22 protein-coding genes are annotated in these 24,138 nt (G+C 32.6%); 8 read left to right on the top strand and 14 right to left on the bottom strand.

Annotation, left to right across the window (positions count from 1 at the left end):
• Positions 1 to 6: 6 nt before the first annotated feature.
• A complete protein-coding gene (locus HYN56_RS17930; RefSeq protein ID WP_109193427.1) occupies positions 7 to 924 on the bottom strand; it encodes an OmpA family protein in 918 nt (305 codons plus the stop codon).
• Positions 925 to 1,109: 185 nt separating this feature from the next.
• Between HYN56_RS17930 and HYN56_RS17935 the strand changes: the two genes are divergently transcribed.
• Entirely contained in the window at positions 1,110 to 1,583 is a 474-nt protein-coding gene (locus tag HYN56_RS17935) for a CYTH domain-containing protein (RefSeq protein ID WP_109194863.1), read from the top strand.
• A 1-nt stretch (position 1,584) separates the two neighbouring features.
• Complete coding sequence (locus HYN56_RS17940) at positions 1,585 to 2,559, top strand: YpdA family putative bacillithiol disulfide reductase (protein WP_109193428.1); 975 nt, start codon at positions 1,585 to 1,587, stop codon at positions 2,557 to 2,559.
• Between the two features lie 110 nt (positions 2,560 to 2,669).
• On the opposite strand, the gene HYN56_RS17945 is transcribed toward HYN56_RS17940, so the two are convergent.
• Together HYN56_RS17945 and msrA are read right to left on the bottom strand one after the other, a co-directional pair.
• The gene (locus tag HYN56_RS17945) at positions 2,670 to 4,238 is read right to left on the bottom strand and encodes a protein adenylyltransferase SelO (RefSeq protein ID WP_109193429.1); all 1,569 of its coding nucleotides are present in this window, start codon (positions 4,236 to 4,238) and stop codon (positions 2,670 to 2,672) included.
• A gap of 174 nt (positions 4,239 to 4,412) precedes the next feature.
• A complete protein-coding gene (msrA, locus tag HYN56_RS17950) occupies positions 4,413 to 4,946 on the bottom strand; it encodes a peptide-methionine (S)-S-oxide reductase MsrA (protein WP_109193430.1) in 534 nt (177 codons plus the stop codon).
• A gap of 181 nt (positions 4,947 to 5,127) precedes the next feature.
• Between msrA and HYN56_RS17955 the strand changes: the two genes are divergently transcribed.
• Positions 5,128 to 6,615: an aminotransferase class V-fold PLP-dependent enzyme gene (locus HYN56_RS17955; RefSeq protein WP_109193431.1), complete on the top strand. Its 1,488-nt coding sequence runs from the start codon at positions 5,128 to 5,130 to the stop codon at positions 6,613 to 6,615.
• A gap of 264 nt (positions 6,616 to 6,879) precedes the next feature.
• Here the strand turns inward: HYN56_RS17955 and HYN56_RS17960 are convergent, their stop codons facing one another.
• The 6 genes from HYN56_RS17960 to HYN56_RS17985 all read right to left on the bottom strand — a co-directional run bounded on the left by HYN56_RS17960 (position 6,880) and on the right by HYN56_RS17985 (position 11,625).
• Positions 6,880 to 8,622 (bottom strand): APC family permease, encoded by a 1,743-nt coding sequence (locus HYN56_RS17960; protein ID WP_109193432.1) that lies wholly within the window; start codon positions 8,620 to 8,622, stop codon positions 6,880 to 6,882.
• 120 nt (positions 8,623 to 8,742) lie between these two features.
• On the bottom strand, positions 8,743 to 9,213 hold the full coding sequence (locus HYN56_RS17965; RefSeq protein ID WP_109193433.1) for a nuclear transport factor 2 family protein: 471 nt from the start codon (positions 9,211 to 9,213) through the stop codon (positions 8,743 to 8,745).
• Positions 9,214 to 9,260: 47 nt separating this feature from the next.
• Positions 9,261 to 9,785 carry a hypothetical protein gene (locus tag HYN56_RS17970; protein ID WP_109193434.1) on the bottom strand — a complete coding sequence of 175 codons (525 nt, stop codon included), beginning with the start codon at positions 9,783 to 9,785 and terminating at the stop codon, positions 9,261 to 9,263.
• 9 nt (positions 9,786 to 9,794) lie between these two features.
• Positions 9,795 to 10,271 (bottom strand): hypothetical protein, encoded by a 477-nt coding sequence (locus tag HYN56_RS17975; RefSeq protein WP_109193435.1) that lies wholly within the window; start codon positions 10,269 to 10,271, stop codon positions 9,795 to 9,797.
• A gap of 6 nt (positions 10,272 to 10,277) precedes the next feature.
• Entirely contained in the window at positions 10,278 to 10,955 is a 678-nt protein-coding gene (locus tag HYN56_RS17980; RefSeq protein WP_109193436.1) for a peptidoglycan DD-metalloendopeptidase family protein, read from the bottom strand.
• A 4-nt stretch (positions 10,956 to 10,959) separates the two neighbouring features.
• Entirely contained in the window at positions 10,960 to 11,625 is a 666-nt protein-coding gene (locus HYN56_RS17985) for a spermidine synthase (RefSeq protein ID WP_109193437.1), read from the bottom strand.
• 64 nt (positions 11,626 to 11,689) lie between these two features.
• On the opposite strand from HYN56_RS17985, the gene HYN56_RS17990 reads away from it, so the two are divergent.
• From HYN56_RS17990 to HYN56_RS18010, 5 genes are all read left to right on the top strand, one after another.
• Positions 11,690 to 12,241 carry a 1-acyl-sn-glycerol-3-phosphate acyltransferase gene (locus HYN56_RS17990; protein WP_109193438.1) on the top strand — a complete coding sequence of 184 codons (552 nt, stop codon included), beginning with the start codon at positions 11,690 to 11,692 and terminating at the stop codon, positions 12,239 to 12,241.
• Positions 12,242 to 12,493: 252 nt separating this feature from the next.
• Complete coding sequence (locus tag HYN56_RS17995) at positions 12,494 to 13,648, top strand: M14 family metallopeptidase (RefSeq protein WP_109193439.1); 1,155 nt, start codon at positions 12,494 to 12,496, stop codon at positions 13,646 to 13,648.
• Between the two features lie 77 nt (positions 13,649 to 13,725).
• On the top strand, positions 13,726 to 14,205 hold the full coding sequence (locus tag HYN56_RS18000) for an Lrp/AsnC family transcriptional regulator (RefSeq protein ID WP_008468989.1): 480 nt from the start codon (positions 13,726 to 13,728) through the stop codon (positions 14,203 to 14,205).
• Between the two features lie 91 nt (positions 14,206 to 14,296).
• Positions 14,297 to 16,882 carry a phosphoenolpyruvate carboxylase gene (locus tag HYN56_RS18005; protein ID WP_109193440.1) on the top strand — a complete coding sequence of 862 codons (2,586 nt, stop codon included), beginning with the start codon at positions 14,297 to 14,299 and terminating at the stop codon, positions 16,880 to 16,882.
• Between the two features lie 18 nt (positions 16,883 to 16,900).
• Positions 16,901 to 17,416, top strand: a complete 516-nt coding sequence (locus tag HYN56_RS18010) for a DinB family protein (protein ID WP_109193441.1) — start codon at positions 16,901 to 16,903, stop codon at positions 17,414 to 17,416.
• A gap of 95 nt (positions 17,417 to 17,511) precedes the next feature.
• On the opposite strand, the gene recQ is transcribed toward HYN56_RS18010, so the two are convergent.
• From recQ to aroB, 5 genes are all read right to left on the bottom strand, one after another.
• Positions 17,512 to 19,635 (bottom strand): DNA helicase RecQ, encoded by a 2,124-nt coding sequence (recQ, locus tag HYN56_RS18015; protein ID WP_109193442.1) that lies wholly within the window; start codon positions 19,633 to 19,635, stop codon positions 17,512 to 17,514.
• A 144-nt stretch (positions 19,636 to 19,779) separates the two neighbouring features.
• On the bottom strand, positions 19,780 to 20,196 hold the full coding sequence (locus HYN56_RS18020; RefSeq protein WP_109193443.1) for a DNA primase: 417 nt from the start codon (positions 20,194 to 20,196) through the stop codon (positions 19,780 to 19,782).
• An 8-nt stretch (positions 20,197 to 20,204) separates the two neighbouring features.
• Positions 20,205 to 21,173, bottom strand: a complete 969-nt coding sequence (locus HYN56_RS18025) for a deoxyhypusine synthase family protein (protein ID WP_057117936.1) — start codon at positions 21,171 to 21,173, stop codon at positions 20,205 to 20,207.
• Positions 21,174 to 21,272: 99 nt separating this feature from the next.
• A complete protein-coding gene (locus HYN56_RS18030) occupies positions 21,273 to 22,676 on the bottom strand; it encodes a type III PLP-dependent enzyme domain-containing protein (protein WP_091499049.1) in 1,404 nt (467 codons plus the stop codon).
• 305 nt (positions 22,677 to 22,981) lie between these two features.
• Positions 22,982 to 24,049: a 3-dehydroquinate synthase gene (gene aroB / locus HYN56_RS18040; RefSeq protein WP_109193444.1), complete on the bottom strand. Its 1,068-nt coding sequence runs from the start codon at positions 24,047 to 24,049 to the stop codon at positions 22,982 to 22,984.
• Positions 24,050 to 24,138: the final 89 nt, after the last annotated feature.

Consider the following 24,138-nt stretch of genomic DNA (forward strand, 5'->3'; position numbering starts at 1 on the left):
GATTAATTATTTAATAGTAATTACAGTCCTTCTGTTTGATGCCTTTCCTTCAGAAGTATTATTATCTCCAATTGGCTCATCCGGTCCTTTAGATTGTGTTTCAATCCTTCTGGCATCAATACCATTTTTAGAAAGATAATTTTTAGAAAATTCTGCTCTTTTTTGTCCTAAAACAATGTTTGAATCACGATTTCCAACATTATCAGAATGTCCAACAGCTAAAACAACAGCGTCTTTTACATGTTCGGTATATTTTACAATATCTGCAACTTTTTGTTTTTCAAGAGTCGTTAAAGTTTCTTTGGACTGATTGGTATTAAAATGAAGAATTAACGGATCTGCATTAATTTTACTTTTTAAAGCAGTCCACTCATCAGTTCCTGCACTTGTGGAAGTAGAATCTATAGTGTCAAATGCATAATTTGCGGGACCTAGAAGTGTGTCGGCACTCATTTTCCATTTGCCTATAATTTCTCCTTTGGTGTTGAATTGTTTTTCTGATAATCCTTCAGAGACAAAATAATTTTTGACTTCGTTGGCTCTTGCCAGACCCAGATTCTCAAAATTGGTAGAATTTGTTTCATCTGATGTTGCATAGCCCGTTATCGTTACTTTTTGCTGAGGGTTTGAAACCAGGAATGTCTTTAATTTTTGAATACCACTTATGACAGAATCACTGACAGGTATTATTAAAGTAGCGCTGTTTTTAAGGAACTTGAGATTATCATTTGTCTGATATTCAATTCCAGGACCATTTAGTACAAACGGAACAAAATTAGGCTCCTGAACAGGTGTTGAAACTGTTTTTGGAGTATCATCCGTTGTAATTTTCTCAGAGCAATTGCAGCAGAATTTCAGATATAAAAAAGTACCTAAAATAATGGTTATTGCAATGCCTAATAGATAAAGTGCTTTTTTAGACATAGACGATGAAGTTAAGATTCTATCAAATTTAACTAAAAAAATAACACGTAATGTATTAATAATCAGTTATTTTAAGGTTTTTAGCTTCAAAGTCTATTTTTCAAATTAACAAATTTTTCATTTTTTATCTTTTTAAGGACTTGATTAAAATGAGTAACTTGCATAAAAATAATTTACATTTTAAAATGGTCGAAATAGAAAGAAAATTTCTTGTCAAATCTGACGACTTCAAAAATCAGGCTTTTACTCAGAATAAAATAGCTCAGGGATACTTGAGTTCTGTTCCGGAGCGAACTGTTAGAGTTAGAATTAAAGGGAACAAAGGATTTATAACTATAAAGGGAATAAGTCAAAGTGGCGGTATGTCCCGTTTTGAATGGGAAAATGAAATTCCGCTGGACGAAGCAACAGAACTTTTGAAATTGTGTGAGAAAGGTAAAATCGAAAAAACGCGTTACGAAATAAAATCAGGAATTCATGTGTATGAAGTAGATGAATTTTATGGCGAAAATGAAGGTTTGGTAATGGCTGAAATTGAATTAAATTCTGAAACAGAATCCTTTGAAAAGCCAGACTGGCTTGGTGAAGAAGTTACTAATGATGAAAGATATTACAATGCTTATTTGAGCAAAAATCCTTTTAAAGACTGGCAGAAATAAAATGACAGAATCAAAGTACGACCTTATAATAGTAGGTGGTGGTCCAATCGGACTAGCCTGCGCCATTGAAGCCGAAAAGAAAAATCTGAAGTATTTAATTATAGAAAAAGGTGCGATAGTAAACAGTATTTTTAACTACCCGCTTTATATGACCTTTTTTTCAACTGCCGAAAGATTGGAAATTGGAGATATTCCGTTTAATTGTCTGGCACCAAAGCCCGGGCGTCAGGAAGCTTTAGAATATTACAGAAATATACATCGTTATTTTAAATTCAATATCAATCTTTTTGAAAAAGTTATTGATGTAAAGAAAGATGATAATAGTATTTTTCAAATAAAAACAGACAAACAAGCATATCAATCTAAGAATGTTATAATTGCTACAGGTTTTTATGATATTCCGATTGAGATGAATGTTTTGGGAGAAAATCTGCCTAAAGTTCGTCATTATTACAAGGAAGCGCATGAATATGTTTTTAGAAAAGTTTTAGTTGTAGGAGCAAATAATTCTTCTGTAGATGCTGCACTGGAATGTTGGAGAAAAGGTGCAGATGTTACGATGGTGATTCGAAAAAACGAGATAAATAGCCGTGTAAAATATTGGGTAAAACCGGATATAGAAAACCGTATCGAAGAAGGAAGCATTAAAGCATACTTTCAGTCTAATATAACCGAAATTCGAGAAAACGAAGTTGAAATTGAAACGCCAAATGGTAAAATCACAATCGAAAATGATTTTGTTTTAGCTTTGACAGGTTATAAACCAGATTTGAATTTTCTTGAAAAAATGGGAATCCAGCTTTCTGATGATGAATTAAAAATTCCAGTTTATAATTCAGAAACGATGGAAACCAATGTTGAAGGCTTATTTCTTGCTGGCGTTGTCTGCGGCGGTATGCAGACACACAAATGGTTTATAGAAAATTCAAGAATCCACGCCAATATGATTCTAGATTACATAAGTAGCTCAAAGTAAAAGAGATTTGCCACGGATTACACGAATTCACACAAATTTTATAAACTTAATTAAAATATAAAGTAAAAGAAATTAGTGTGAATTCGTGTAATCCGTGGCAAAAAAAGCTTTTAAGAACTGCAAGAAAGCATTGAACAGCCAACTTTTGTTCTGGCCCAATCCGGACGTTTGGCAAACCATTTTTCCGATTTCGGCTGTTCGGCATAAGGATTTTTTAAAAGCTGAAATAATTCATCTACTAAAGAATAATCTCCTTTATCTGCAGTATCTATTGCCAATTGTGCCATATAATTTCTGAGCACATATTTAGGATTTATTTCATTCATTTTTGAAGCACGTTCTTCATCAGAAAGTGTTTCACTACTCAATCTTTTTAGATAAACAGAAAGCCATTTCTGCCATGCGTCCAAAATTGTATCTTTTATTTCCTGTGGCAAATAAAATGCGTACTCGATCTTTTCAAATGCTTGTTCTACAGAATCTTCTTTTTTAATTTGACTAAGATTTCTAAAAAATATAGTCATATCGGTTTCTGATAATTGTAAAATTTCCTCTAACCCTTTTATGATTTTATTATCAGTATCGCTTGAAGTAAATATTCCTAATTTGCTTAAAAACATAATTTTGTAATCTTCTTCAAAATCAATTATAAATGAATCCAGAATCTTTTCTAAAGGTGCTGCTTCATTAACAAGAGGATAGAGTGCATTTGCTAATTGAAATAAATTCCACTGCGCAACTTGCGGCTGATTTCCGAATCGGTATCTTCTGTTTTGACTGTCTGTTGTATTGGGAGTCCAATCCGGATCGTAATTTTCTAACCAGCCATAAGGGCCGTAATCAATCGTAATTCCGTGAATAGACATATTATCGGTATTCATAACTCCGTGAACAAAACCAACTCTTTGCCAATGCAAAATCATTTTACGCGTAGTATCTGCTACCTCTTGAAAGAATTGAATGTATTGTTCTTTCGGTTCACCTGTAATTTCCGGAAAGTAATGTTTGATTGTATATTCTACAAACTGTTTTAGGTTCTTAAGTTCGTTTCTGGCTGTCAGCATTTCATAACTTCCAAAACGTATGAAAGATGGAGCCACACGACAAACCACCGCGCCTTTTTCATAAGCTGGATTTCCGTTATACAAAATATCACGCAATACCTGATCTCCCGAAAGAATCAAAGAAAGCGATCGCGTAGTGGGAACACCTAAATAATGCATGGCCTCTGCACACAAATATTCTCTAATAGAAGAACGCAAAACGGCTAAACCATCTGCTGTTCTGGAATAAGGCGTTTTTCCAGCTCCTTTTAATTGCAGCGTATAAAACTGATTTTTATTTTCAACTTCGGTTAAATTAATCGCACGACCGTCTCCGAGTTGACCCGCCCAATTTCCAAACTGATGTCCCGCATAACACATTGCATAAGGTTGTGTTTCGGGTAAAATATCTTTTCCTGAAAATACATTTAGGAATTCATCTGACTGAATTTCCTCTTTTGAAATCCCAACTAATTCCGCAACTTCTTCAGAAGCATGTATTAGTTCAGGATTAGAAGGTTTTGTTGGATTTACATACGAAAATAAAGTGTTTTTTACCTGACGAATTTCATTTGTTAATTCCGGATCCGCAGGTAATTCAGCTGTAAATCGATTGTTTATTTTTAAACTTTTCATTTTGTTTTTTTATTTTGCCACAGATTAAATGGATTAAAAGGATTTCTTTCTTTTTTTTGCCGCGAATTACACAAATTAACACGATTTTTTTTTTTTAATTTAACCAAAAATTAGTGTTAATTCGTGGCCAAAAAAAATCTTTTTAATCTTTAAAATCTGTGGCTAAAATTAAATTTAGCTAATTAACATATCAGCGTACATTTTTTTTAGTTTTTGAATTTTCGGATCAATTACTACTTGGCAATATCCAGCTTCCTGATTTTCATTGTAATAATTTTGATGATAATCTTCTGCTTCGTAAAATACTTCAAATGGCTTTAATTGAGTAACAATTGGATCTGCGTAAGCTGGTTGTACTTCCTCAAATACTTTTTCTGCAATTTCTTTTTGTTCTTCATTATGATATAAAATGATAGAACGATACTGCGTTCCGCTATCACCGCCCTGACGATTTAAAGTTGTTGGGTCATGGCTTGTCATGAAAATGAAAATTAAGTCATGATATGAAATTATGTCAGGATTATAAGTGACCTGAATAACTTCTGCATGTCCGGTTCTCCCAGTACAAACTTCACGATAAGCAGGGTTTTTAATAAATCCATCCGAATAACCTGATTTTATTGATTCTATTCCTTTTAAACGCTGAATTACAGCTTCTATACACCAAAAACAACCACCACCAAAGGTGGCTACTGATAAATTTCCCATAAATGAACTTTTTGTTTGTTTATTGTCTATTAATTCGATAGGATATTATGATAATTTGCTAAAAAATAGTTCTTTTAACTAAAGATACCCGACAGGAATGTAATGTTTGAAGTTTGTTATTGATAAATTCGCAATTTTATAAAAAAACGATATATTTGCAGTCAAACACAAGACACAACTAATGAATAGCAAAAATAGTACCATCACCCTTGAAACTTATTTTCAGGAATTTAGACAGAATATTGTCGGCATAAATCAGGAATTTACGTCACCTTATGGCAGAAAATCAATCGTTTATACTGACTGGACTGCCAGCGGAAGATTATATCGTCCTATTGAAGAAAAATTATTGAATGATTTCGGTCCTTTTGTAGCCAATACACATACTGAAACTACTGTTTCCGGTACTGCCATGACAAAAGCCTATCATCATGCCAGACATATTATTAAACGTCATGCGAATGCAAATAATGATGATGTCCTGATTACAGATGGAACGGGAATGACTGGAGTTATCAATAAATTTCAGCGTATTTTGGGCTTGAAAGTTCCTGAGAATTTAAAAAGTTTTACGAATGTCCCAGCAGAAAAGAAACCAATTGTTTTTATTTCTCATATGGAGCATCATTCTAACCAAACTTCATGGCTGGAAACTATTGCTGATGTTGAAATTATTCCGTCTTGTGAAAAAGGACTTTTTAATTTAGAAAATCTTGAAGTTTTATTAGAAAAATATACTGATAGAACGATTAAAATTGCTTCGATTACAGCTTGTTCTAATGTAACAGGATTAAGAACACCTTTTCATGAAGCTGCAAAATTAATGCACCAATATAACGGGGTTTGTTTTGTAGATTTTGCTTGTTCCGGGCCTTATGTAGAAGTAGATATGCACCCTGCTGATCCTGAAGCATATTTGGACGCAGTTTTCATGTCTCCGCATAAATTTTTAGGCGGCCCTGGAACTTCTGGTGTGTTAATTTTCAATAAAAAATTATACAATAATATGATTCCGGATTGTCCTGGTGGTGGAACTGTAAGCTGGACAAATCCTTGGGGAGAACATAAATATATTGACAACATTGAAGATCGTGAAGACGGGGGAACTCCCGGTTTTCTTCAGGTTATTAAGACAGCTTTGGCTATTGAACTTAAAGAAGAAATGGGAATCGAAAACATTATGCAACGCGAGCACGAAATCGTTGATTATGTTTTTAGTGAATTAGAACCTATTGAAAATATCAAGATTTTAGCAGGACAACATAAAGAACGTCTTGGAGTAATTTCGTTTTTTATTGATGATCTTCATTTTAATTTAGGTGTAAAAATCTTAAATGATCGTTTTGGAATCCAGACCAGAGGAGGATGTAGTTGTGCGGGAACTTACGGTCATTATTTATTGCATGTTGATCAGGAGACTTCTAATAAATTGGTTAACGAAATTACAATTGGTGATTTAATCAAAAAACCGGGATGGATTAGAATGTCAATTCACCCGACAACTACTGATAAAGAAATTGCTTTTGTTTGTCAAAGCATTAAAGAACTGGCAGCAAATCATAAAGAATGGGCTTTGGATTATTCTTATGATAAAAACAGAAACGAGTTTATTCATAAAAATGCTACTTCTTTTGAAGATGAATTGGTGGAAAGCTGGTTTAAATCTTAATTTTTTATTGACCGCAAAGACACAAGGATTTACACAAAGTGCGCTAAGGTTATAAAATATAAACCCAATAGTTTTTAAACTATTGGGTTTGTTTTTTCTTATGAAAATGAAAGTTTCTAATTTAGCCCCGATAGAAGTGGAAATCCTTTTACTTTTTTCTTTAAAAAGTAAAAGATTACTTCATCAGTTCGCTATCGCTCATGTGCAACGGATAGCGGGACTGGACGTTATTTAAAACAAGAATATTTCTGCTACTAAAAAAAATTACATAATTAATCTTACTCCGCCAAGATCTGAAACGCGATAGGAAAACTTATTTCCGGGAGAACCTATAAACATAAAGTTTTTTGGAATTTTCCATTTCTGGGAAAGTTCGTCGATTATTTCAGGGCCAAAAACTCCTTGAATTTCTAAGTATTCTATGTCGAGTCCGTCATAAGCTCGGTCTAGAACTTCAAGGTCTTTTTTAAGCGCTTCATTATTAGTGGAGTCGTTTTTGACATGAACAATTTTTAGTTTTTTGGTTGTTTCATTGTCTTCGACATACTGCAAAACTTTGTTCAAAATCGTAATATCATCACCTTTGGTAAAAAATACAAATTCCTGTGAGTTAATTTGCGTGCTTAAATTCTGAAGATAGCGATTGCTTACAATAACCATTTTTCTAAGCGGCAGGTAGAAATACTCTAAGGCTTCAATTAACAATTTAATCAGCATAACGCGATTAAGCATGATTCCGATAAATAGTAGTGCCGGAATCATATATTGCAGAAAAGTGTAGAATGAATTAATATTAAGTTCCATATTTCCTATAAAGGCTGCAATTACAAAACTTACGGCTGCCAAAACTGCTATACCGCGAGCACGTTCCGGTCTTGGAAGTTTTTTTCGTTTATATTTCAAGAGTAAATTCCCAATTCCAAATAAAGCCATAACAGCAAGAAATGAAAAAGTATAAACTCCTGCCAAAGATTCTAAATGCCCACTCGTAGCAAAAAGAACAGAAATACAAAGGATTAAAAAACTGATTACTATTCTGTAATGTGCGCCTCTTTTATTTGTCTTTAGGAAATAATTTGGGAGAATCCGATCTAATGTCATTCGGTTTAAAAGTCCGGAAACACCAACAAATGAGGTTAAAACCGCCCCACAGAGTACCATAACGGCATCAATAGAGATCAGCCAGGCAAGCCAGGCTCCGCCGGTAGTTTGTCCTAAATGCGCTAAAAGGGATTCTTTGTTTTCTCCAACTTCTGTTAACGGAATTACGCTGATTAATAATATGGCAATAAACGGATTAAAGAAACTGACAATTCCCCACATATTTCGAAGTGTTTTAGGAAAAACTCCGTGTTCTTGTTCTTCTACAAAATTGGCAGAACTTTCAAAACCTGAGATTCCTAACATCGCTGCTGAGAATCCTAGAAAAAGTGCCGTTTTGATACTTTCGTATGCAATAGGAGTGTGCCAGTTGATGTGAAAAGTTTCTAAACCATGAGTTAAAACAAACCAAATGGAAGCTAAAACTAACAAGGTTAACGTTCCAATATGTGTCAGGAAAATTATAACGGCTACAAATGCAGATTCTCCAATTCCTAGAATAGCTAAGCCAGTAAATAAAACTAATACAATAACAGTTGCAATAGTAACATTGAGTCCTTCAAAAATTCCATGCAAATAGTGCATTCCTTCTGATGCCGAAATAACTGCCGTTGCCATATAGGATAAGACCGTCAGGGTAGCAGCAATTGAAGCTAATCGTTTTGTTGATGTATTTAACAGAACATTGTAGGCACCACCATTTAATGGAATTGCACCAACAACTTCTCCGTAAATTTTTCTGAAAAGAAATAATACAACAGCTACAATCAGCAGCGAAATCCAGGCATATTGTCCTGCATACAATATTGTCAAAGCAGATACATAAAGGCAGGAAGAACTAATATCATTACCGCAAATAGCAGTGGCCTGCAATTGATTTAATTTTTTGTGTACAATTTCTTTCATCAGTATTTGAGATTTACACTTTTAGTAAAAAACAACAAGTAACAAATAATTATAATCGAGGAAAAAGGGCAGATATTAGTCTAAAAAACGTATTGAAAATTAAAGTTTTTAGTAAAGGTATTATTTTGATTCCTGAAATTTTTGCAGTGATAATAAAGCTTGTTTCTGTACTTTTTTCTGAAAGAAACCTGTCCAGCCAAGTAAATATCCTGTTGGACCAAAAGCTTGTTTGGACCATTTCCAAACATCAAAGTTATCAGTGTGTTTGATGATTAATCCGTCCTGAAAAACAAATTCGGCTCTGATTTTATTGATAACTTTTCTATTTGTTTTACTGAAATTGTAGGTAGCAACCCAATTGGCAGAACCAGTTGAATCATCGGCTTTTACGTTTGAAAATTCAATTTTTAAGTTTCCTTTACTTTTTGAAAGTAACATTTCCCACATTTTTGAAACCTGATCTTCTTTAAGTAAACCAAATGCTGGATCGATAAAGTGAACTTTGGGATGATAACATTCACTCATTGTCTTAGCATCGGCATTTGCAAAAGCGGTATAGAATTTTGTTATTAGGATTTCGTTTAAATTCATAGGAAATTTTTAATGTTAAATATAAGATTTATTAGATTAAAAAATCACTATAAAACACTAATTTCTTTAGCTGTATCAAATGTTTTTTTGCTTTTATCGAATGCTGTTGAGAAATAACTCATTTTATTATAAGCAGTAAAATATCCAGTCTGATTTCCAAAATCATTTGATCCTCCGGCAATTATAAATCTAACGGCATAGATATCGTTCTTTTTTAATTTTAACCATTCTGCCGGAGTAAAATAATAGTAAGAAGTTGTTTTTCCGTCAGTTGATTCTTTTACGTTTTTATCTGTACATGCGATAACATCTGCATTGGCTAAATCTACGTACAAACCACCCGCAATTCGGGCTTTATCATTTGCAGTATCAATTGTAATTTTTAAAATGCCACCTTTATCTGTTTTTGCTATTTGAATTTTGGCTTCACCGGTAAAAGCATATTTTTCACAAATAAAAGTATATTCCTGTGTTGCAGGAAAAGGAGTTGAGCCTTTTACACTTATAGTTTGCTGTGCTTTTGCAAATGTTGAAATAAACAATAATAGAAGAAGGGATAATTTTAAATTCATATTTTTAATTTATTGATTAGCCAATTTAGCATCAAATTTTTCATCCCAGTCCATTGATTTAATGGCCGAAATGAGGTTTTCATCATTTACAAAAACTCTTAATTCTTTGTTTGCAACTTTTTTACTGTATAATGCGTGATAGCGGTAAATTATTTCGTTTTTGGTTTTGTAAACTCCGTCCAGTTTTAAATCAATAAAGCTTCCGTAATACTGTCTAAACCTTTGGCAAGTTTTGGTTAAACGCTCCTCAGTTGTGTTTTCCATTACCGATTTGGTTACTTCAGTTTCGTTAAAAGGTTTAAATTTTGAAGTATTACAAGTTGACAGCACTCTTTTTCCCAGTTCATACGCCTTTTGCTGTTGATTTGCATTTATTTCAGATCCGGAAACTTTCTTTATTTTTAAATCTTCTGTATCTCTGTTTACTGTTTTAGATTTACATCCAATTAATAATAACAAACATATAATCAATCCTGCTTTCTTCATAACTATTTAAGTAATTTTTAATAATAAGTTAGGATCGGGACAATTTTCGATATAAAAATTTAGGTCTTTTGTATTGCAGACACCAGGATAATCTCCTAAGTAATTTTCAATATTGTGTATGATTTGAAAATGGACATGCGGTGCATAATCTCCATTTACTGAGGCTTTTCCTAAGGTCGCAATCTTTTCGCCTTTTTTGAAATAGTCTCCGATCGTTAAGTTTTCTATACTTTCTAACGACAAATGTCCGTATAAAGTATAAAATTTTTGATTTTCTACTTCGTGTTCCAAAATTATAGTCGGACCATAATCTCCCAATCCAATGTTGTTTTTAAAACTATGAACTTTCCCATCCAGTGCTGAAAGTACAGCTGTTCCCGCATTTGTCCATAAATCTAAACCAATATGAATATTTCGTTCCGGTTTTGATTCATTCAGGAAAATGGAACTTCTCTGATATAAAGAACGTCCTTCTATATAACCTCCAAAAGCAACTTTGGCATTTTTTCTTTCCAGATAATTTGTAATATATTTTTCAAAATCATCTGATGTCTCCAGTTTTGCATCGGTTAATTCCTTGTTTGAAACGGAGAGATTAATAGGTGTATATTCTGAAATACAAATTGTTTCATCAATAATTTTAGTAGGTGGTAAGGCGTTTAAAATGGAGGTAAGGGGTCTCATGAAATTAGGCTACTTTATTTATAATTATTATTTCGTTGTGTGTTTCAATTCGTGGTAACATTTTAGTAATAAACAGTTCTGAATTTACTTCAGAAATATATTTTCGATTTCTAACATTATGTGCTTCATCCAAAATCATGGTATTGAATAAAACATAACCATTATCTTTTAATAGGACGCAGATTCTATCCAGAAAAAATTTTTCGAACAAAAAGTTAGGCATGTGTGTGTCTTCAAAAATGTCAATAATAATAAGGTTGTATTTGTCTTTTGTTTTTAGAACAAATTCAAAAGCATCATCAATAACCACTTCCAATTGTTTAATCTGATTCAGGTTGAAATACTGATTTGCAATCTGGATCATTTCGGGATCGATCTCAACACCAGTTATTTTTTCTTTGTATTCAATTTCATCTACTAATGTTTTTACAACGCTTCCACCGGCAACTCCTAATAATAGAATATGATCCATTTTGAGAATATTCTCGTAACCAATATTTCGAAGTCCGTACCTTAATATGCGCTGTAAACTTCCATAGGAATAATTAGTGTTTTGAGTATCTAAAACCAGTTCGCCATTTGCCCACGTAACTTCGATCATTTTGCTTCTTGCCGATTTCTTTTTAAATATTTTTATGGGAATAATGTAACTGAAAAATTTTCGAATCATTTTGTATGCTTTTACTCAAATTTACCATTAAATCTTTTATTTTGCATTAAATAATCAATGTTTAATGAAAAAACTATTATACAAATTCATCTTTTATAAGCTAATGGACTGGAAGATAGTGGGACTGGAAAATGCTGAAGTAAAAAAATGTATACTAGTAGTAATGCCACATACGAGTAATCATGACTTTTATATAGGACTTTTTACTCGTGGAATATCCGGATTGCAGATGAATTTCGTCGCGAAAAAGGAATTATTCCGATTTCCGTTCGGTTTTTATTTTAGAAATGTTGGTGGAGAACCTTTAGATCGTTCCGGCGGATTAAATAAAGTAGATGCTATTGCTGCAATCTTTGAAAGAAAAGAAGTTTTTCGTCTTGCCGTTGCCCCAGAGGGAACCAGAAAAAAAATGAATGAAATCAAAACCGGATTTTATTTTATAGCGCTTAAAGCGAAAGTGCCAATTCTTCCAGTAGCTTTTGACTGGGGCAAAAAAGAAGTAAATCTGGGAGAGCCATTTTATCCAACTGGAAATTATGAAGCCGATTACCAAATCCTGAAAAAACATTATAATGGAGTTTTGGGTAAAATTCCAGAAAATGGAATTAAACTGTAAAATCTGATGTTTTTTCCAAATGCGTGAGAATCGCGTATTTGGAAATTTTCTGGATCAATTTCCAAATACGTGCTAATTTTTCAATTACGAGAAATCAGACTTAAATGTACTTTTTATAAAGATTAGAATTTTGGAATAAAAAATTTAACTGTTGTTTAAAAAAAACGGTTACACTATTAAATTGTTAAAGCTTTCGGGGTTTTATAATTGTAAAAATAAAGATCTTTACTTTTGTCAACTAATCAAAACATAATGAATTTAGAAAATCTTTTTATACAATACAAAGAGCAGAGTATATCTGGGAGATATTTGACGTTAGATCATATTCAGCCCATTTTAGATAGATTAAATACCAATAATCAAGTACAAATAATTGGAAAGTCCGTTTTAGGCGAACCTATTTATAGTTATCAAATTGGTACGGGGCCAACACGAGTGTATTTATGGTCTCAAATGCATGGGAATGAAAGCACTACTACAAAAGCATCATTTGATTTTATCAATTTATTGAATGATGATATTGATTTTGCCAAAAGAATGCTCGACACGTTTACTTTTTATTGGATTCCGATATTAAATCCGGATGGTGCAAGATTATATACGAGAGCAAATGCTAATGAAATTGACTTAAATCGCGACTCACAAGACCTGACTCAGCCGGAAAGTAATATTTTGCGTAAAGTATTTGAAGACTTTAAACCTCATTACTGTTTTAACCTTCATGATCAGCGTACCATTTTTGGAGCAGGAACCGAAGGAAAACCAGCAACAGTTTCTTTTTTAGCGCCTTCCTATAATGAAGAAAGAGAAGTAAATGAGAACAGACAAAAAGCCATAAATATCATCGCAGGGATCAACAAAGTACTTCAGGAATATATTCCAGGACAGGTCGGACGTTTTGATGACTCCTTTAATATTAATTGTATTGGAGACACTTTTCAATATTTAGGAGTTCCAACGATCTTATTTGAAGCAGGACATTATCCGGGCGATTACGACAGAGAAATTACACGTAAATACATATTTTTCGCGTTAATTTTAAGCTTCCAGATCATTTCCGAAAACGATTTAGTAAATAATCGAATTGGTGAATATTTGAATATTTCACAAAATAACGTGGTTTTTTATGATTTTATGTATAAAAATGTCAAAATAAATTATGATGGTATCGAAATTATTACGAATTTTGTCGCACAATACAAAGAAGAATTAATCGAAAATAAGATTCATTTTAATGCTTACATCGCTGAAGTAGGTGAACTGGAAAATTATTTTGGGCATTATGAATATGACGCAAAAGGCGAAGAATATTCGGATGATTTTTCCAGTTTTCCAAAAGTGGGTCAAAAAGCAAATTTTTATTTAAATAAAAATGTTAAATTTGTTAACGGATTAATAAAAAGTTAATTTTTATGTGAATTTCTTGTTTTTTATATATAATTTTATACTTTGTAATAGCAATTAGTAATATTAATTAAACAATTATGAGTAAATTTCGTTTAGATGAAGTAGATCACCAGATTTTAGATATGTTAATAGACAATACGAGAGTTCCGTTTACTGACATTGCAAAAAAATTATTGATATCTGCTGGAACAGTACATGTTAGAGTAAAAAAGATGGAAGACGCAGGTATTATCATGGGGTCTTCTTTAGCTTTAGATTACGATAAATTAGGGTATTCTTTTATTGCTTATGTGGGTGTATTTCTAAATAATACCTCTCAGACAAAATTTGTATTAGAACGAATTAACCAAATTCCATTCGTGACTGTAGCTTCTGTAACTACAGGAAAATTCAATATTTTTTGCAAAATTAGAGCAAAAGATACTAAGCACGCAAAAGAGGTTATCTTCATGATTGATGATATCGATGGTGTTTACAGAACTGAAACTATGATTTCTTTAGAGGAAAGTATAAACGATAAGAAGCGTTTGATGCATACTATTTTCAAAAATATGTAAGAACTTTTCTTGAATGCTATATTAAAATATACCTCAAGTTTATTCTTGGGGTTTTTTTATGACTAATTAACCAACCAACTATAACACGATTATGTATACGTTGCCAAAAATTGAGCGTTTTAATCAAGACGTTCTCTCAAAATACCACATTTATAATAGTGTTTTCATAACATTACCATTTGATTCTATAGATAATACGGGAGTTTTACTTCCTTTATTTACAGAGACTTGCGAAACGGGCTTTAAAAAAGAAGAAACACCAAAAGAAATTTTTGATTTCTTTTCTAATAAATTTTTAAATAACGCATCTGAGACAGAAAAAGTCGACTTAATGTTTCGATTTATTCAATACATTGAACGTCAAATTGTATTGTTTGACGCTATTGAAGACGCTGCTTTTCCAGAAGTAAACAATATGGAAGGACGCGGTTCTTTGCGTGACATTAAAGAAAAGTCAGATGCTAAGGAAAAAGACGATGAATTAGTTGAGTTTTTAGAAAACTTCAACGTTCGTACGGTTTTAACCGCGCATCCAACACAATTTTATCCTGGTCCTGTATTAGGAATTATTAATGATTTAACTGAAGCTATTCGTCAGAATGACTTACTTAAAATTAAACAATTACTTGCGCAGTTAGGAAAAACGCCTTTTATACAGCACGAAAAACCAAATCCTTATGATGAAGCAGTAAGTTTGATCTGGTATTTGGAAAATGTATTTTATGCTACAGCAGGAGAAATTGTGCATTATTTACAAAAAAATATTAATGAAGGAACACCAATCCAAAACCAATTGATAAAACTTGGTTTCTGGCCAGGAGGAGACCGTGACGGAAATCCATTTGTTACTACAGAAATTACACTTAAAGTTGCGGATCGTTTAAGAACTTCAATTTTGAAATGCTATTACATAGAAATGAGAAATTTAAAACGTAAGCTAACTTTCTCTGGTGTAGACACTTTAGTATCCGACCTTGAACATAAACTTTACCGTTCTGTATTCTATTCTAAAGGAGATATTTTCATTACTTTAGAAGAATTATTGACACAGTTAAATACAATTAGAGAGATTATAATCGAAAAGCATCAGTCCTTATATTTAGATGAATTAGAAGCGCTATTGGTTAAAATCAATTTATTTGGATTCCATTTTGCAACTTTAGATATTCGTCAAAATAGTAAAATTCATAATAAAGTATTTAAGGATGTTGTAGACTATTATTTAAACTCTGGTTCTTCAATTTTTCCAACAAATTACTATGACTTGACAGAAGATCAAAAGATTGATGTTTTATCTAAAGTTAAAGGAGATTTAAATCCTGCTGATTTTACAGATGAAATTACAAGATCAACTTTAGAATCTGTTCAGGCTATTAAAACGATTCAGAAAAATAATGGTGAAGAAGGAGCGAACCGTTATATTATTAGTAATAACGAAAGCGCATTGAACGTAATGGAAACTTTCGCCATGATTCGTTTGAATAACTGGGAAAATCCTACGGTAGATATTATTCCGCTTTTTGAATCTGTTGATGATTTACAGAATGCACATTCTATTATGGAGCAGTTATATACTAATCCTGAATATGCTAAGCATTTAAAATCACGAGGAAACGAACAGACTATCATGCTTGGTTTCTCCGACGGTACAAAAGATGGTGGCTATTTAATGGCCAACTGGAGTATTTATCAGGCAAAAATTTCATTGACCGAAATCTCCAGAAAATATGGAATTAAAGCTATTTTCTTTGACGGACGTGGAGGACCACCTGCTCGAGGAGGAGGAAAAACACATAAATTCTATGCCTCTTTAGGGCCAAAAATTGAAAATAACGAAATCCAGATTACGGTTCAGGGACAAACTATTAGTTCTAATTTTGGGACTTTAGATTCTTGCCGTTATAATATTGAAAACTTACTGACTGCAGGAGTTACAAATCAGGTTTTCGGTAAAGATAAAAATGAACTTACTTCAGATGAAACTGAGATTTTAAATCAGTTAGCTGATTTAGGTTATCAAAAATATTTAAGTTTCAAAAATCATCCGAAGTTCATTCCATATTTGGAAAAAATGAGTACGTTGAAATATTACTCTAAAACAAACATTGGAAGCCGTCCATCTAAAAGAAGCAAATCAGAATCTCTTGATTTTGCTGACTTAAGAGCGATTCCTTTCGTAGGCTCATGGAGTCAATTAAAACAAAACGTTCCTGGATTCTTTGGTGTGGGTTCTGCATTAAAACATTTTGAAGAAAGCGGTCAATGGGATAAAGTAAGCGATTTATATCATAATTCCTTATTCTTTAAAACTTTATTGGAGAACAGTATGATGTCATTGGCAAAATCATTCTTGCCTTTAACAGCTTATATGAGCAAAGACCCTGAGTTTGGGGAATTCTGGAATATTATTCACTCGGAGTTTTTAGAAACAAAAAGACTTCTTTTGAAAATTGCAGGGCACAAAACTTTGATGGAAAATTATCCTGATGGTATTGCTTCAATTCAGATTAGAGAGCGTATTGTATTACCTTTATTGACAATTCAACAATATGCTTTATTGAGAATTAATGAATTAAACAAAGCAGAAGTTCCAAACGAAGATTTGATTAAAGTTTACGAGAAAATTGTAACACGATCTCTTTTTGGAAACACTAATGCAAGTAGAAACTCTGCTTAATTAATTAAATTTTACAATATGTACGTTAGCGAAATAGCAGAAAACGAGTATTCAGGTCATTTTGGAACTTATTTGAAACAAGCAGGAGAAGGTAAATTGCTTGAAGAGTTAGAAATTTCTCTTCATGATTTTATTCGATTTGTTCAAAATCTTCCGATGGATAAATTTGACTATCGCTATGCGGAAGGAAAATGGACAATTAAAGAGATTATTCAGCATGTAATTGATACTGAACGTATTTTTGCTTACAGAGCTTTACGTTTTTCAAGAAATGATAAAACGCCTGTGCCAAGTTTTGAAGAACAGGATTATGCTGATAATACAGACGCTAATTCAAGACATCTTCAGGATTTGTTGATGGAACTTTCTGCTGTAAGACATTCCAATTTATTGTTTTATAAAAGTTTGTCAGACGAACAATTGAAAAGAATAGGAACTGCTTCTGGTAATCAAATTTCTGTTCGTGCTTTGGGTTTTATTATAATTGGACATCAAAAACACCATCAAAAAGTTTTTGAAGAGAGATATTTATAAAATTTCAATTTAAAAATAAAGTAAACCCGACAAATTTTTAAAATTGTCGGGTTTATCATTTACTTTAGGGAGTTTCTAGTGTGATCTTTCCTTCGTCAAGATGACAAAACTAATTTCTGTTTTCTCTCCAAAAATGCCAACCCAAATCTTATCTTATCATAGGACATTTTTTCTTCAAAATACTCAAAATAAGGTCTTAATGCGTTCGGATTTTCCAGTTCTATTTGCGCTTTTTCAATAGATTGAATTTCATCTTCTGAAACAAATTGACTTAAATTGATATCATTTCCATCAACGTATAATTTGGCTAAATGAGAAATAATTGTGGTTTCGCCTAAATTTCGTTGTTCAGCAATTTCCTTTACAGAAATTCCACTTTGGAACAACTCTAGTGTTTTAGAGTACGTACTTTCTTTTTTCTCTTTTTTGACTACAGATTTGTTTCTTTCAAATTCTATAATAGCTTTGATAAAATCATCTCCGTATTTCTCCAATTTTGCCTTTCCGACACCTTCCACAGCAAGAAACTCTTCATCACTCATTGGGCGTAAAATTTCCATCTGGCGCAACGATGCATCACTGAAAATAACATAAGCCGGAACTTCTTCTTCTTGTGCAATTTCATAGCGTAGTTTACGAAGTGCTTCAAAAAGAGAATTTTTAACGACTTTAGTTCTAGTTTCTCTAATTTCTGCTTTTTCAATTGTTTTCTTAACAACAGTAGTTAACTTTACTTTTTCGCCTTCAAATAAAACTTTTTTAGCAAAAGGAGTCAGTAATATTTTGTTGTGCTGATGGAAAGCGATTTCGCAATATCCTAAGTTTATAAGCTGAATTAAATATTGATTCCAGTCATACCAGGAAACATCATCGCCAATTCCGTACGTTTTTAGTTCTTGATAATTTTTTTCGTAGATATAGGTATTTCTCGAGCCTCGCAAAAAGTCTATAATTACTGCCAAAGGCTCCGATTCTTTTAAACGTGTGATTGCTGACAAAGCTTTTTGGGCGAGAATCGTCCCATCGAAAAAAGTTGGAGGATTTTTGCAAATATCGCAGTTTCCACAGTTTTCGGTGACAAGTTCTCCAAAATAAGAAAGAAGAATTTTTCTACGACAGCTTACGGCATCAGCATACTGCTTCATACGATCTAATTTTGCCAGCTGAATATCTGCGTTTAATCCTTCAGATGCAAATTTCTGAAGCTGAATCACATCTGCATAACTTTCAAATAAAATAGTTTCTGCCGGAAGGCCATCACGACCAGCCCTCCCAATTTCCTGATAATATCCTTCTATATTTTTAGGAAGATTATAATGGATAACCCAACGAACGTTAGATTTGTCAATTCCCATCCCAAAAGCAATAGTCGCACAAACAACCTGACAATCGTCATTAATAAACTGATCCTGAGTTTTGGCTCGGGTTTCATTATCCAGACCAGCATGATAAGCTTTTGCTGTAATTCCGTTTTTCTTTAATTTCTCTGCAAGCTCTTCAGTTGTTTTGCGACTAAGGCAGTAAATAATTCCGGATTCATTAGGTTTATCTTCAACAAAATCAATTATTTGTTTAACACGATCTAATGCAGGACGAACTTCTAAACTCAGATTTTTTCGATCAAAAGAAGCAATAAACGTTTTAGGCTTTTTTAGATTCAGTTGCTTGGTAATATCTGTACGTGTAGCTTTGTCTGCTGTTGCTGTTAAAGCCAGAACCGGAGTAGAAGGGAAGCGACTTTTTAAATATCCCAAATTGGTGTAGGCAGGTCTGAAATCATGCCCCCAGGATGAAATACAGTGCGCTTCATCAATTGCTATCAGGCTAATAGTTAATTCATTAAAAGCCATGTCCAGATACGAAAGACTTTCCGGAGCAATATAAACTAATTTGAATTTATTAGATTTTAGATTGTCAATATAATACTGCTGTTCTTGTGAAGATTGTGAACTATTGATATAACAAGCGGCTATTCCGTTTGTTTTCAAACTATCAACCTGATCTTTCATTAAAGCAATCAAGGGAGAAATTACAATTGTGATTCCAGGTAATATTAAAGCCGGAAGCTGAAAGCATATCGATTTTCCTCCACCTGTGGGCATAATTGCTAATGTATCTTGTCCCGAAAGTATCGTACTTATTATATTTTCCTGATTTGGTCTGAATTTTTCAAAACCAAAATTTTCTTTTAAAGTTGCGTGTAAAATTTCTGAAGTCATTGGCGTATAATTTTTATGTTGGGTTAATAATTTTAGAAATAATCTTACAAAACATAAAAATATAAATTTTATTTAAAGTTTAATTCAAAATATAAAAAAAGGAACCCAAATAGAGTTCCTTTTATTTATTATAAAGAAAATGAATTAATCTTCATCCTCTTCATCTTCGTCGTAATCAGTATCTGCCTTATCGTTGTCATCATCATCGTCATCATCGTCTCCACCGTCAGAATCTGGTTTATCTTGATTATCATCTTCGTCGTCGTCATCGTCGCTAATATCATCATCAAGATCTAAACCTTTAACTGGTGCAATTGCATCTACATCAACATCTAAATCATCATCTTCATCGTAGTTTTCAATTCTGTCAGCAAGTTTAGTACTAATCTTAACTAAGTAGATAGTGTCCTCAGTACGTACTTCAACAGCCTCAACCAATTCGTTTTTAGCATTTCTAAAACGGATTACATCCGAATCATCGTAACCATCAGGAAATTTTTCAACCAAAAGGTTTAAAATTTCATTGGTAAGTTTAGCGTAGTCTACTATAACTCTTTTCATAAATTATTTTATAAATCTAATAAATATGCGAAAATTAACGGAGCAACGATTGTAGCATCCGACTCAATAATAAATTTAGGGGTCTTGATATCTAATTTACCCCAAGTGATTTTCTCATTTGGAACTGCTCCGGAATAAGATCCATAACTAGTTGTTGAATCAGAAATCTGGCAGAAATAACTCCAAAATGGAACATCGTGCATTTCCATATCCTGGTAAAGCATTGGAACCACACAGATAGGGAAATCACCTGCAATACCACCACCGATTTGGAAGAATCCAATACCGTTTGAACTGTTTTTTGAATACCAATCTGCTAAGAAAGTCATGTACTCAATTCCGGATTTCATGGTTGATGCTTTTAAATCTCCTTTAATTACGTATGAAGCAAAGATATTTCCCATTGTGCTATCTTCCCATCCCGGTACGATAATCGGTAAATTTTTCTCTGCAGCTGCATACATCCAGCTATCTTTTAAATCAATTTCATAATATTCTTCTAGAACACCTGACAACAACATTTTGTACATGAATTCATGCGGAAAATAACGTTCTCCTTTATCGTCTGCGTCTTTCCAAATTTTGTAAATGTGTTTTTGTAAACGACGGAATGCTTCGTGTTCAGGGATACAAGTGTCAGTAACACGGTTTAATCCTCTTTCCAATAAAGCCCATTCGTCTTCAGGAGTTAAGTCACGGTAATTTGGAACTCTTTCGTAGTGAGAATGAGCTACAAGGTTCATGATGTCTTCTTCCAGATTTGCTCCGGTACATGAAATAATATGTACTTTGTCTTGTCTGATTACTTCAGCAAAAATTTTTCCAATTTCTGCTGTACTCATTGCGCCAGCCATACTTACCAGCATCTTTGCACCATCGGCTAATTGCTGCTCGTATGCTTTTGCAGCATCTACTAATGAAGCAGAATTGAAATGCAAATAATGTTTTTCAATAAACTGACTGATTGGTCCTTTCATTTTTTTGTTTTTTTTTGAATTAAAAAGTTTAACCTTTTTGGATGTTAATGCAAATTAAGAATTTTCTAAATATTTTCTTTACTTAATTTGCCGTTTTTTTTACAACTTTTTTTTGTAGCCTAGAATTTTTAATACATCGTCAGAAGTCTGTTGTTCTGAGAAAACTTCTGTTGCCAGAATACCATTTTCATCACGATCTATTAAGATGTGTTTTGGCTGTGGAATCAAACAGTGGTGAAGACCTCCGTATCCTCCAATTGTCTCCTGATAAGCGCCAGTATTAAAGAAACCAATGTAAAGTGGTTTTTCTTTATTGTACTTTGGCAAATAAATGGCATTCATGTTTTGTTCAGAATTGTAATAATCGTCACTATCACAAGTAAGACCTCCCAACAGAACCCGTTCGTAAGTATCATTCCAGCGATTAATAGCCAACATGATAAAACGTTTGTTTATAGCCCAAGTATCTGGTAAAGTAGTAATGAAAGATGAATCAATCATATTCCATTTTTCTCTATCATTTTGTTGTTTTTGATACAAAATCTGATAGATTGCACCACCGCTTTCGCCTACAGTAAAGGATCCAAATTCCGTAAATATATTTGGAACATCTACTTCAGCTTCATCACAAGCAATTTTAATCTGATTGATAATTTCGTCAATCATGTATTGGTAATCATATTCAAAAGCAAGTGAATTTTTAATAGGGAAACCACCGCCAATGTTCAAACCGTCAAGAGTTGGACACTCCTTTTTAAGAGCAATGTACACTTTAATACATTTTACAAGCTCATTCCAGTAATATGATGTATCATTAATTCCGGTATTAATGAAAAAGTGAAGCATTTTAAGCTCTAATTTATCATTCTCCTGAATTTGTTTTTTATAGAAAGAAACAATGTTTTTGTAACCAATTCCTAATCTTGAAGTATAAAACTCAAATTTAGGCTCTTCCTCTGCTGCAATACGAATTCCGATTTTGAATTTACCTTTAATTTCAGCCTGAAGTAAATCTAATTCTTCATAATTATCAATAATTGGAATGGTATTCTTATGTCCGTTATTGATTAATCTCGCAATATTGCTAATATATTCGTCTCTTTTGAAACCGTTACAAATTACATAAGTACTTTTGTTGATTTTTCCGTTTTCTAATAAATTCTCTACAATATTAACATCAAATGCTGATGAAGTTTCGATATGAATATTGTTTTTGAAAGCCTCATTCATGATATATTCAAAATGAGAACTTTTTGTACAGTAGCAATAGTAGTATTTTGCGTCGTACTTATTCTTTTCCATTGATTTTCTGAACCAAGCTTTTGCTTTGTTGATATTTTCAGAAATTTGAGGCAAATAAGTAAACTTTAATGGAGTACCATATTGTTCAACCAATTTCATTAAATCGATGTTATGAAATAAAAGGTTGTCTTTGTTTAATTTAAATTCCTCTTGTGGAAAGTAGTATGTTTGATTTATTAGATCAGAATATTTTGTATTCATTTATTTGTCAAAGTTTTAGAGATTGTAATTGTATTTTAAATTTAGTATTTTTTAGGCTAAATCTTAAATTCAAACTCTAATATTTGCAAATATAATTGGCAGCTTTTCATGCTCCGCTTTTGAACATTGGAAAACATCAAAACAAAACGGACTTTTGCTATTATAAAAACGATCCAACATTCTTAATAAAGAACTGTTGAGGCGGTTTCTGTAAGAGCTGAAATGTCTTCTTTGTTTGTTTGTTTTCATGGGGCAAATGTAAAAAATAAAATATACCAAATGCAACGCTTTCGATTAAAAAAAGTTTAAGATTTATAATCTTGAAACGCGTCCAGAATTAATTTATTTTCAACGGATTGGTTAATTTTTATTTTTCCGATTCCCTCAATTAATGCAAATTGAATTGTACCGTATTCATTTTTTTTGTCGTGAATGAGTAATTCTAAGATCGGATCGATATCATTTTCTTCAAAAATCACATCATCATAAATGCCTTTGATAATGGTTTTGATTTCTCTGTATTCTTGTTCCGTAATTAGATTTTTTTGAAGTGAAATATAACTTTCTAAAATCATTCCGACAGCAATAGCTTCTCCATGTAGCAAAGTTGTTTTTTCTTCACTTTCCAAAAAGTAACTTTCGATAGCATGTCCTAAAGTATGTCCGAAATTCAATGCTTTACGAATGTTTTTTTCAGTTGGATCCTGAATTACGATTTCATTCTTAATTTCAACCGAACGATAAATCAATTGATCTAGTTCATCAAAAACAATCGATTTTAAATCTGAAAACTGTCTCCAGTAAGGTGCGTCATAAATTAAACCGTGTTTCAACATTTCAGCTAATCCGGAACGCATTTCGGTTTGAGGCAAAGTTTCAAGATATTCAGTATCGATTAAAACCATTTGAGGCACATTAATAACGCCGATCTGATTTTTAAGATTTCCTAAGTCAACTCCCGTCTTTCCTCCAACAGAAGCATCCACCATAGACAATAAGGTAGTCGGAACATTAATGAAATCTACACCTCTTTTAAAAGTAGAAGCAACAAAACCTCCTAAATCTGTAACTACACCGCCACCAACATTAATTACAAGTGATTTTCTATCGCCTCCAAGTTCCGTTAAAATATTCCATATCTCGATACAAGTCTCAATATTTTTATTAGCCTCACCAGCTTCAAACTCTATAATTTCGATAGCCAATTCTGTCTCTAAATGCGGAATAAATTTAGGAAGACAATATTCATTGGTTTGATCATCGACAATTATAAATATATTAGAATATTTATTTTCTCTTAAATGTTTATTTAAAGCTTCGTAAGCATTTTGGTTAAAATGTACGAGGTAATTATTGGCTTGAATAGAGTTCATAATTCTTTAATTGATTGAAAACGCAAAAATAAAGCATTTTAAACGAAATAATCTTCAAACTTTGACTCAAATTTGTTTAAAATACAGGC

The sequence above is a fragment of the Flavobacterium crocinum genome (genome assembly GCF_003122385.1).
In the GTDB taxonomy this organism is placed as follows: domain Bacteria; phylum Bacteroidota; class Bacteroidia; order Flavobacteriales; family Flavobacteriaceae; genus Flavobacterium; species Flavobacterium crocinum.

Bases quoted from the DNA above. Each gene is read 5' to 3' on its own strand.
- HYN56_RS17930 (WP_109193427.1), bottom strand. From the start codon at position 924: ATGTCTAAAAAAGCACTTTATCTATTAGGCATTGCAATAACCATTATT.
- HYN56_RS17935 (WP_109194863.1), top strand. From the start codon at position 1,110: ATGGTCGAAATAGAAAGAAAATTTCTTGTCAAATCTGACGACTTCAAA.
- HYN56_RS17940 (WP_109193428.1), top strand. From the start codon at position 1,585: ATGACAGAATCAAAGTACGACCTTATAATAGTAGGTGGTGGTCCAATC.
- HYN56_RS17945 (WP_109193429.1), bottom strand. From the start codon at position 4,238: ATGAAAAGTTTAAAAATAAACAATCGATTTACAGCTGAATTACCTGCG.
- msrA (WP_109193430.1), bottom strand. From the start codon at position 4,946: ATGGGAAATTTATCAGTAGCCACCTTTGGTGGTGGTTGTTTTTGGTGT.
- HYN56_RS17955 (WP_109193431.1), top strand. From the start codon at position 5,128: ATGAATAGCAAAAATAGTACCATCACCCTTGAAACTTATTTTCAGGAA.
- HYN56_RS17960 (WP_109193432.1), bottom strand. From the start codon at position 8,622: ATGAAAGAAATTGTACACAAAAAATTAAATCAATTGCAGGCCACTGCT.
- HYN56_RS17965 (WP_109193433.1), bottom strand. From the start codon at position 9,213: ATGAATTTAAACGAAATCCTAATAACAAAATTCTATACCGCTTTTGCA.
- HYN56_RS17970 (WP_109193434.1), bottom strand. From the start codon at position 9,785: ATGAATTTAAAATTATCCCTTCTTCTATTATTGTTTATTTCAACATTT.
- HYN56_RS17975 (WP_109193435.1), bottom strand. From the start codon at position 10,271: ATGAAGAAAGCAGGATTGATTATATGTTTGTTATTATTAATTGGATGT.
- HYN56_RS17980 (WP_109193436.1), bottom strand. From the start codon at position 10,955: ATGAGACCCCTTACCTCCATTTTAAACGCCTTACCACCTACTAAAATT.
- HYN56_RS17985 (WP_109193437.1), bottom strand. From the start codon at position 11,625: ATGATTCGAAAATTTTTCAGTTACATTATTCCCATAAAAATATTTAAA.
- HYN56_RS17990 (WP_109193438.1), top strand. From the start codon at position 11,690: ATGAAAAAACTATTATACAAATTCATCTTTTATAAGCTAATGGACTGG.
- HYN56_RS17995 (WP_109193439.1), top strand. From the start codon at position 12,494: ATGAATTTAGAAAATCTTTTTATACAATACAAAGAGCAGAGTATATCT.
- HYN56_RS18000 (WP_008468989.1), top strand. From the start codon at position 13,726: ATGAGTAAATTTCGTTTAGATGAAGTAGATCACCAGATTTTAGATATG.
- HYN56_RS18005 (WP_109193440.1), top strand. From the start codon at position 14,297: ATGTATACGTTGCCAAAAATTGAGCGTTTTAATCAAGACGTTCTCTCA.
- HYN56_RS18010 (WP_109193441.1), top strand. From the start codon at position 16,901: ATGTACGTTAGCGAAATAGCAGAAAACGAGTATTCAGGTCATTTTGGA.
- recQ (WP_109193442.1), bottom strand. From the start codon at position 19,635: ATGACTTCAGAAATTTTACACGCAACTTTAAAAGAAAATTTTGGTTTT.
- HYN56_RS18020 (WP_109193443.1), bottom strand. From the start codon at position 20,196: ATGAAAAGAGTTATAGTAGACTACGCTAAACTTACCAATGAAATTTTA.
- HYN56_RS18025 (WP_057117936.1), bottom strand. From the start codon at position 21,173: ATGAAAGGACCAATCAGTCAGTTTATTGAAAAACATTATTTGCATTTC.
- HYN56_RS18030 (WP_091499049.1), bottom strand. From the start codon at position 22,676: ATGAATACAAAATATTCTGATCTAATAAATCAAACATACTACTTTCCA.
- aroB (WP_109193444.1), bottom strand. From the start codon at position 24,049: ATGAACTCTATTCAAGCCAATAATTACCTCGTACATTTTAACCAAAAT.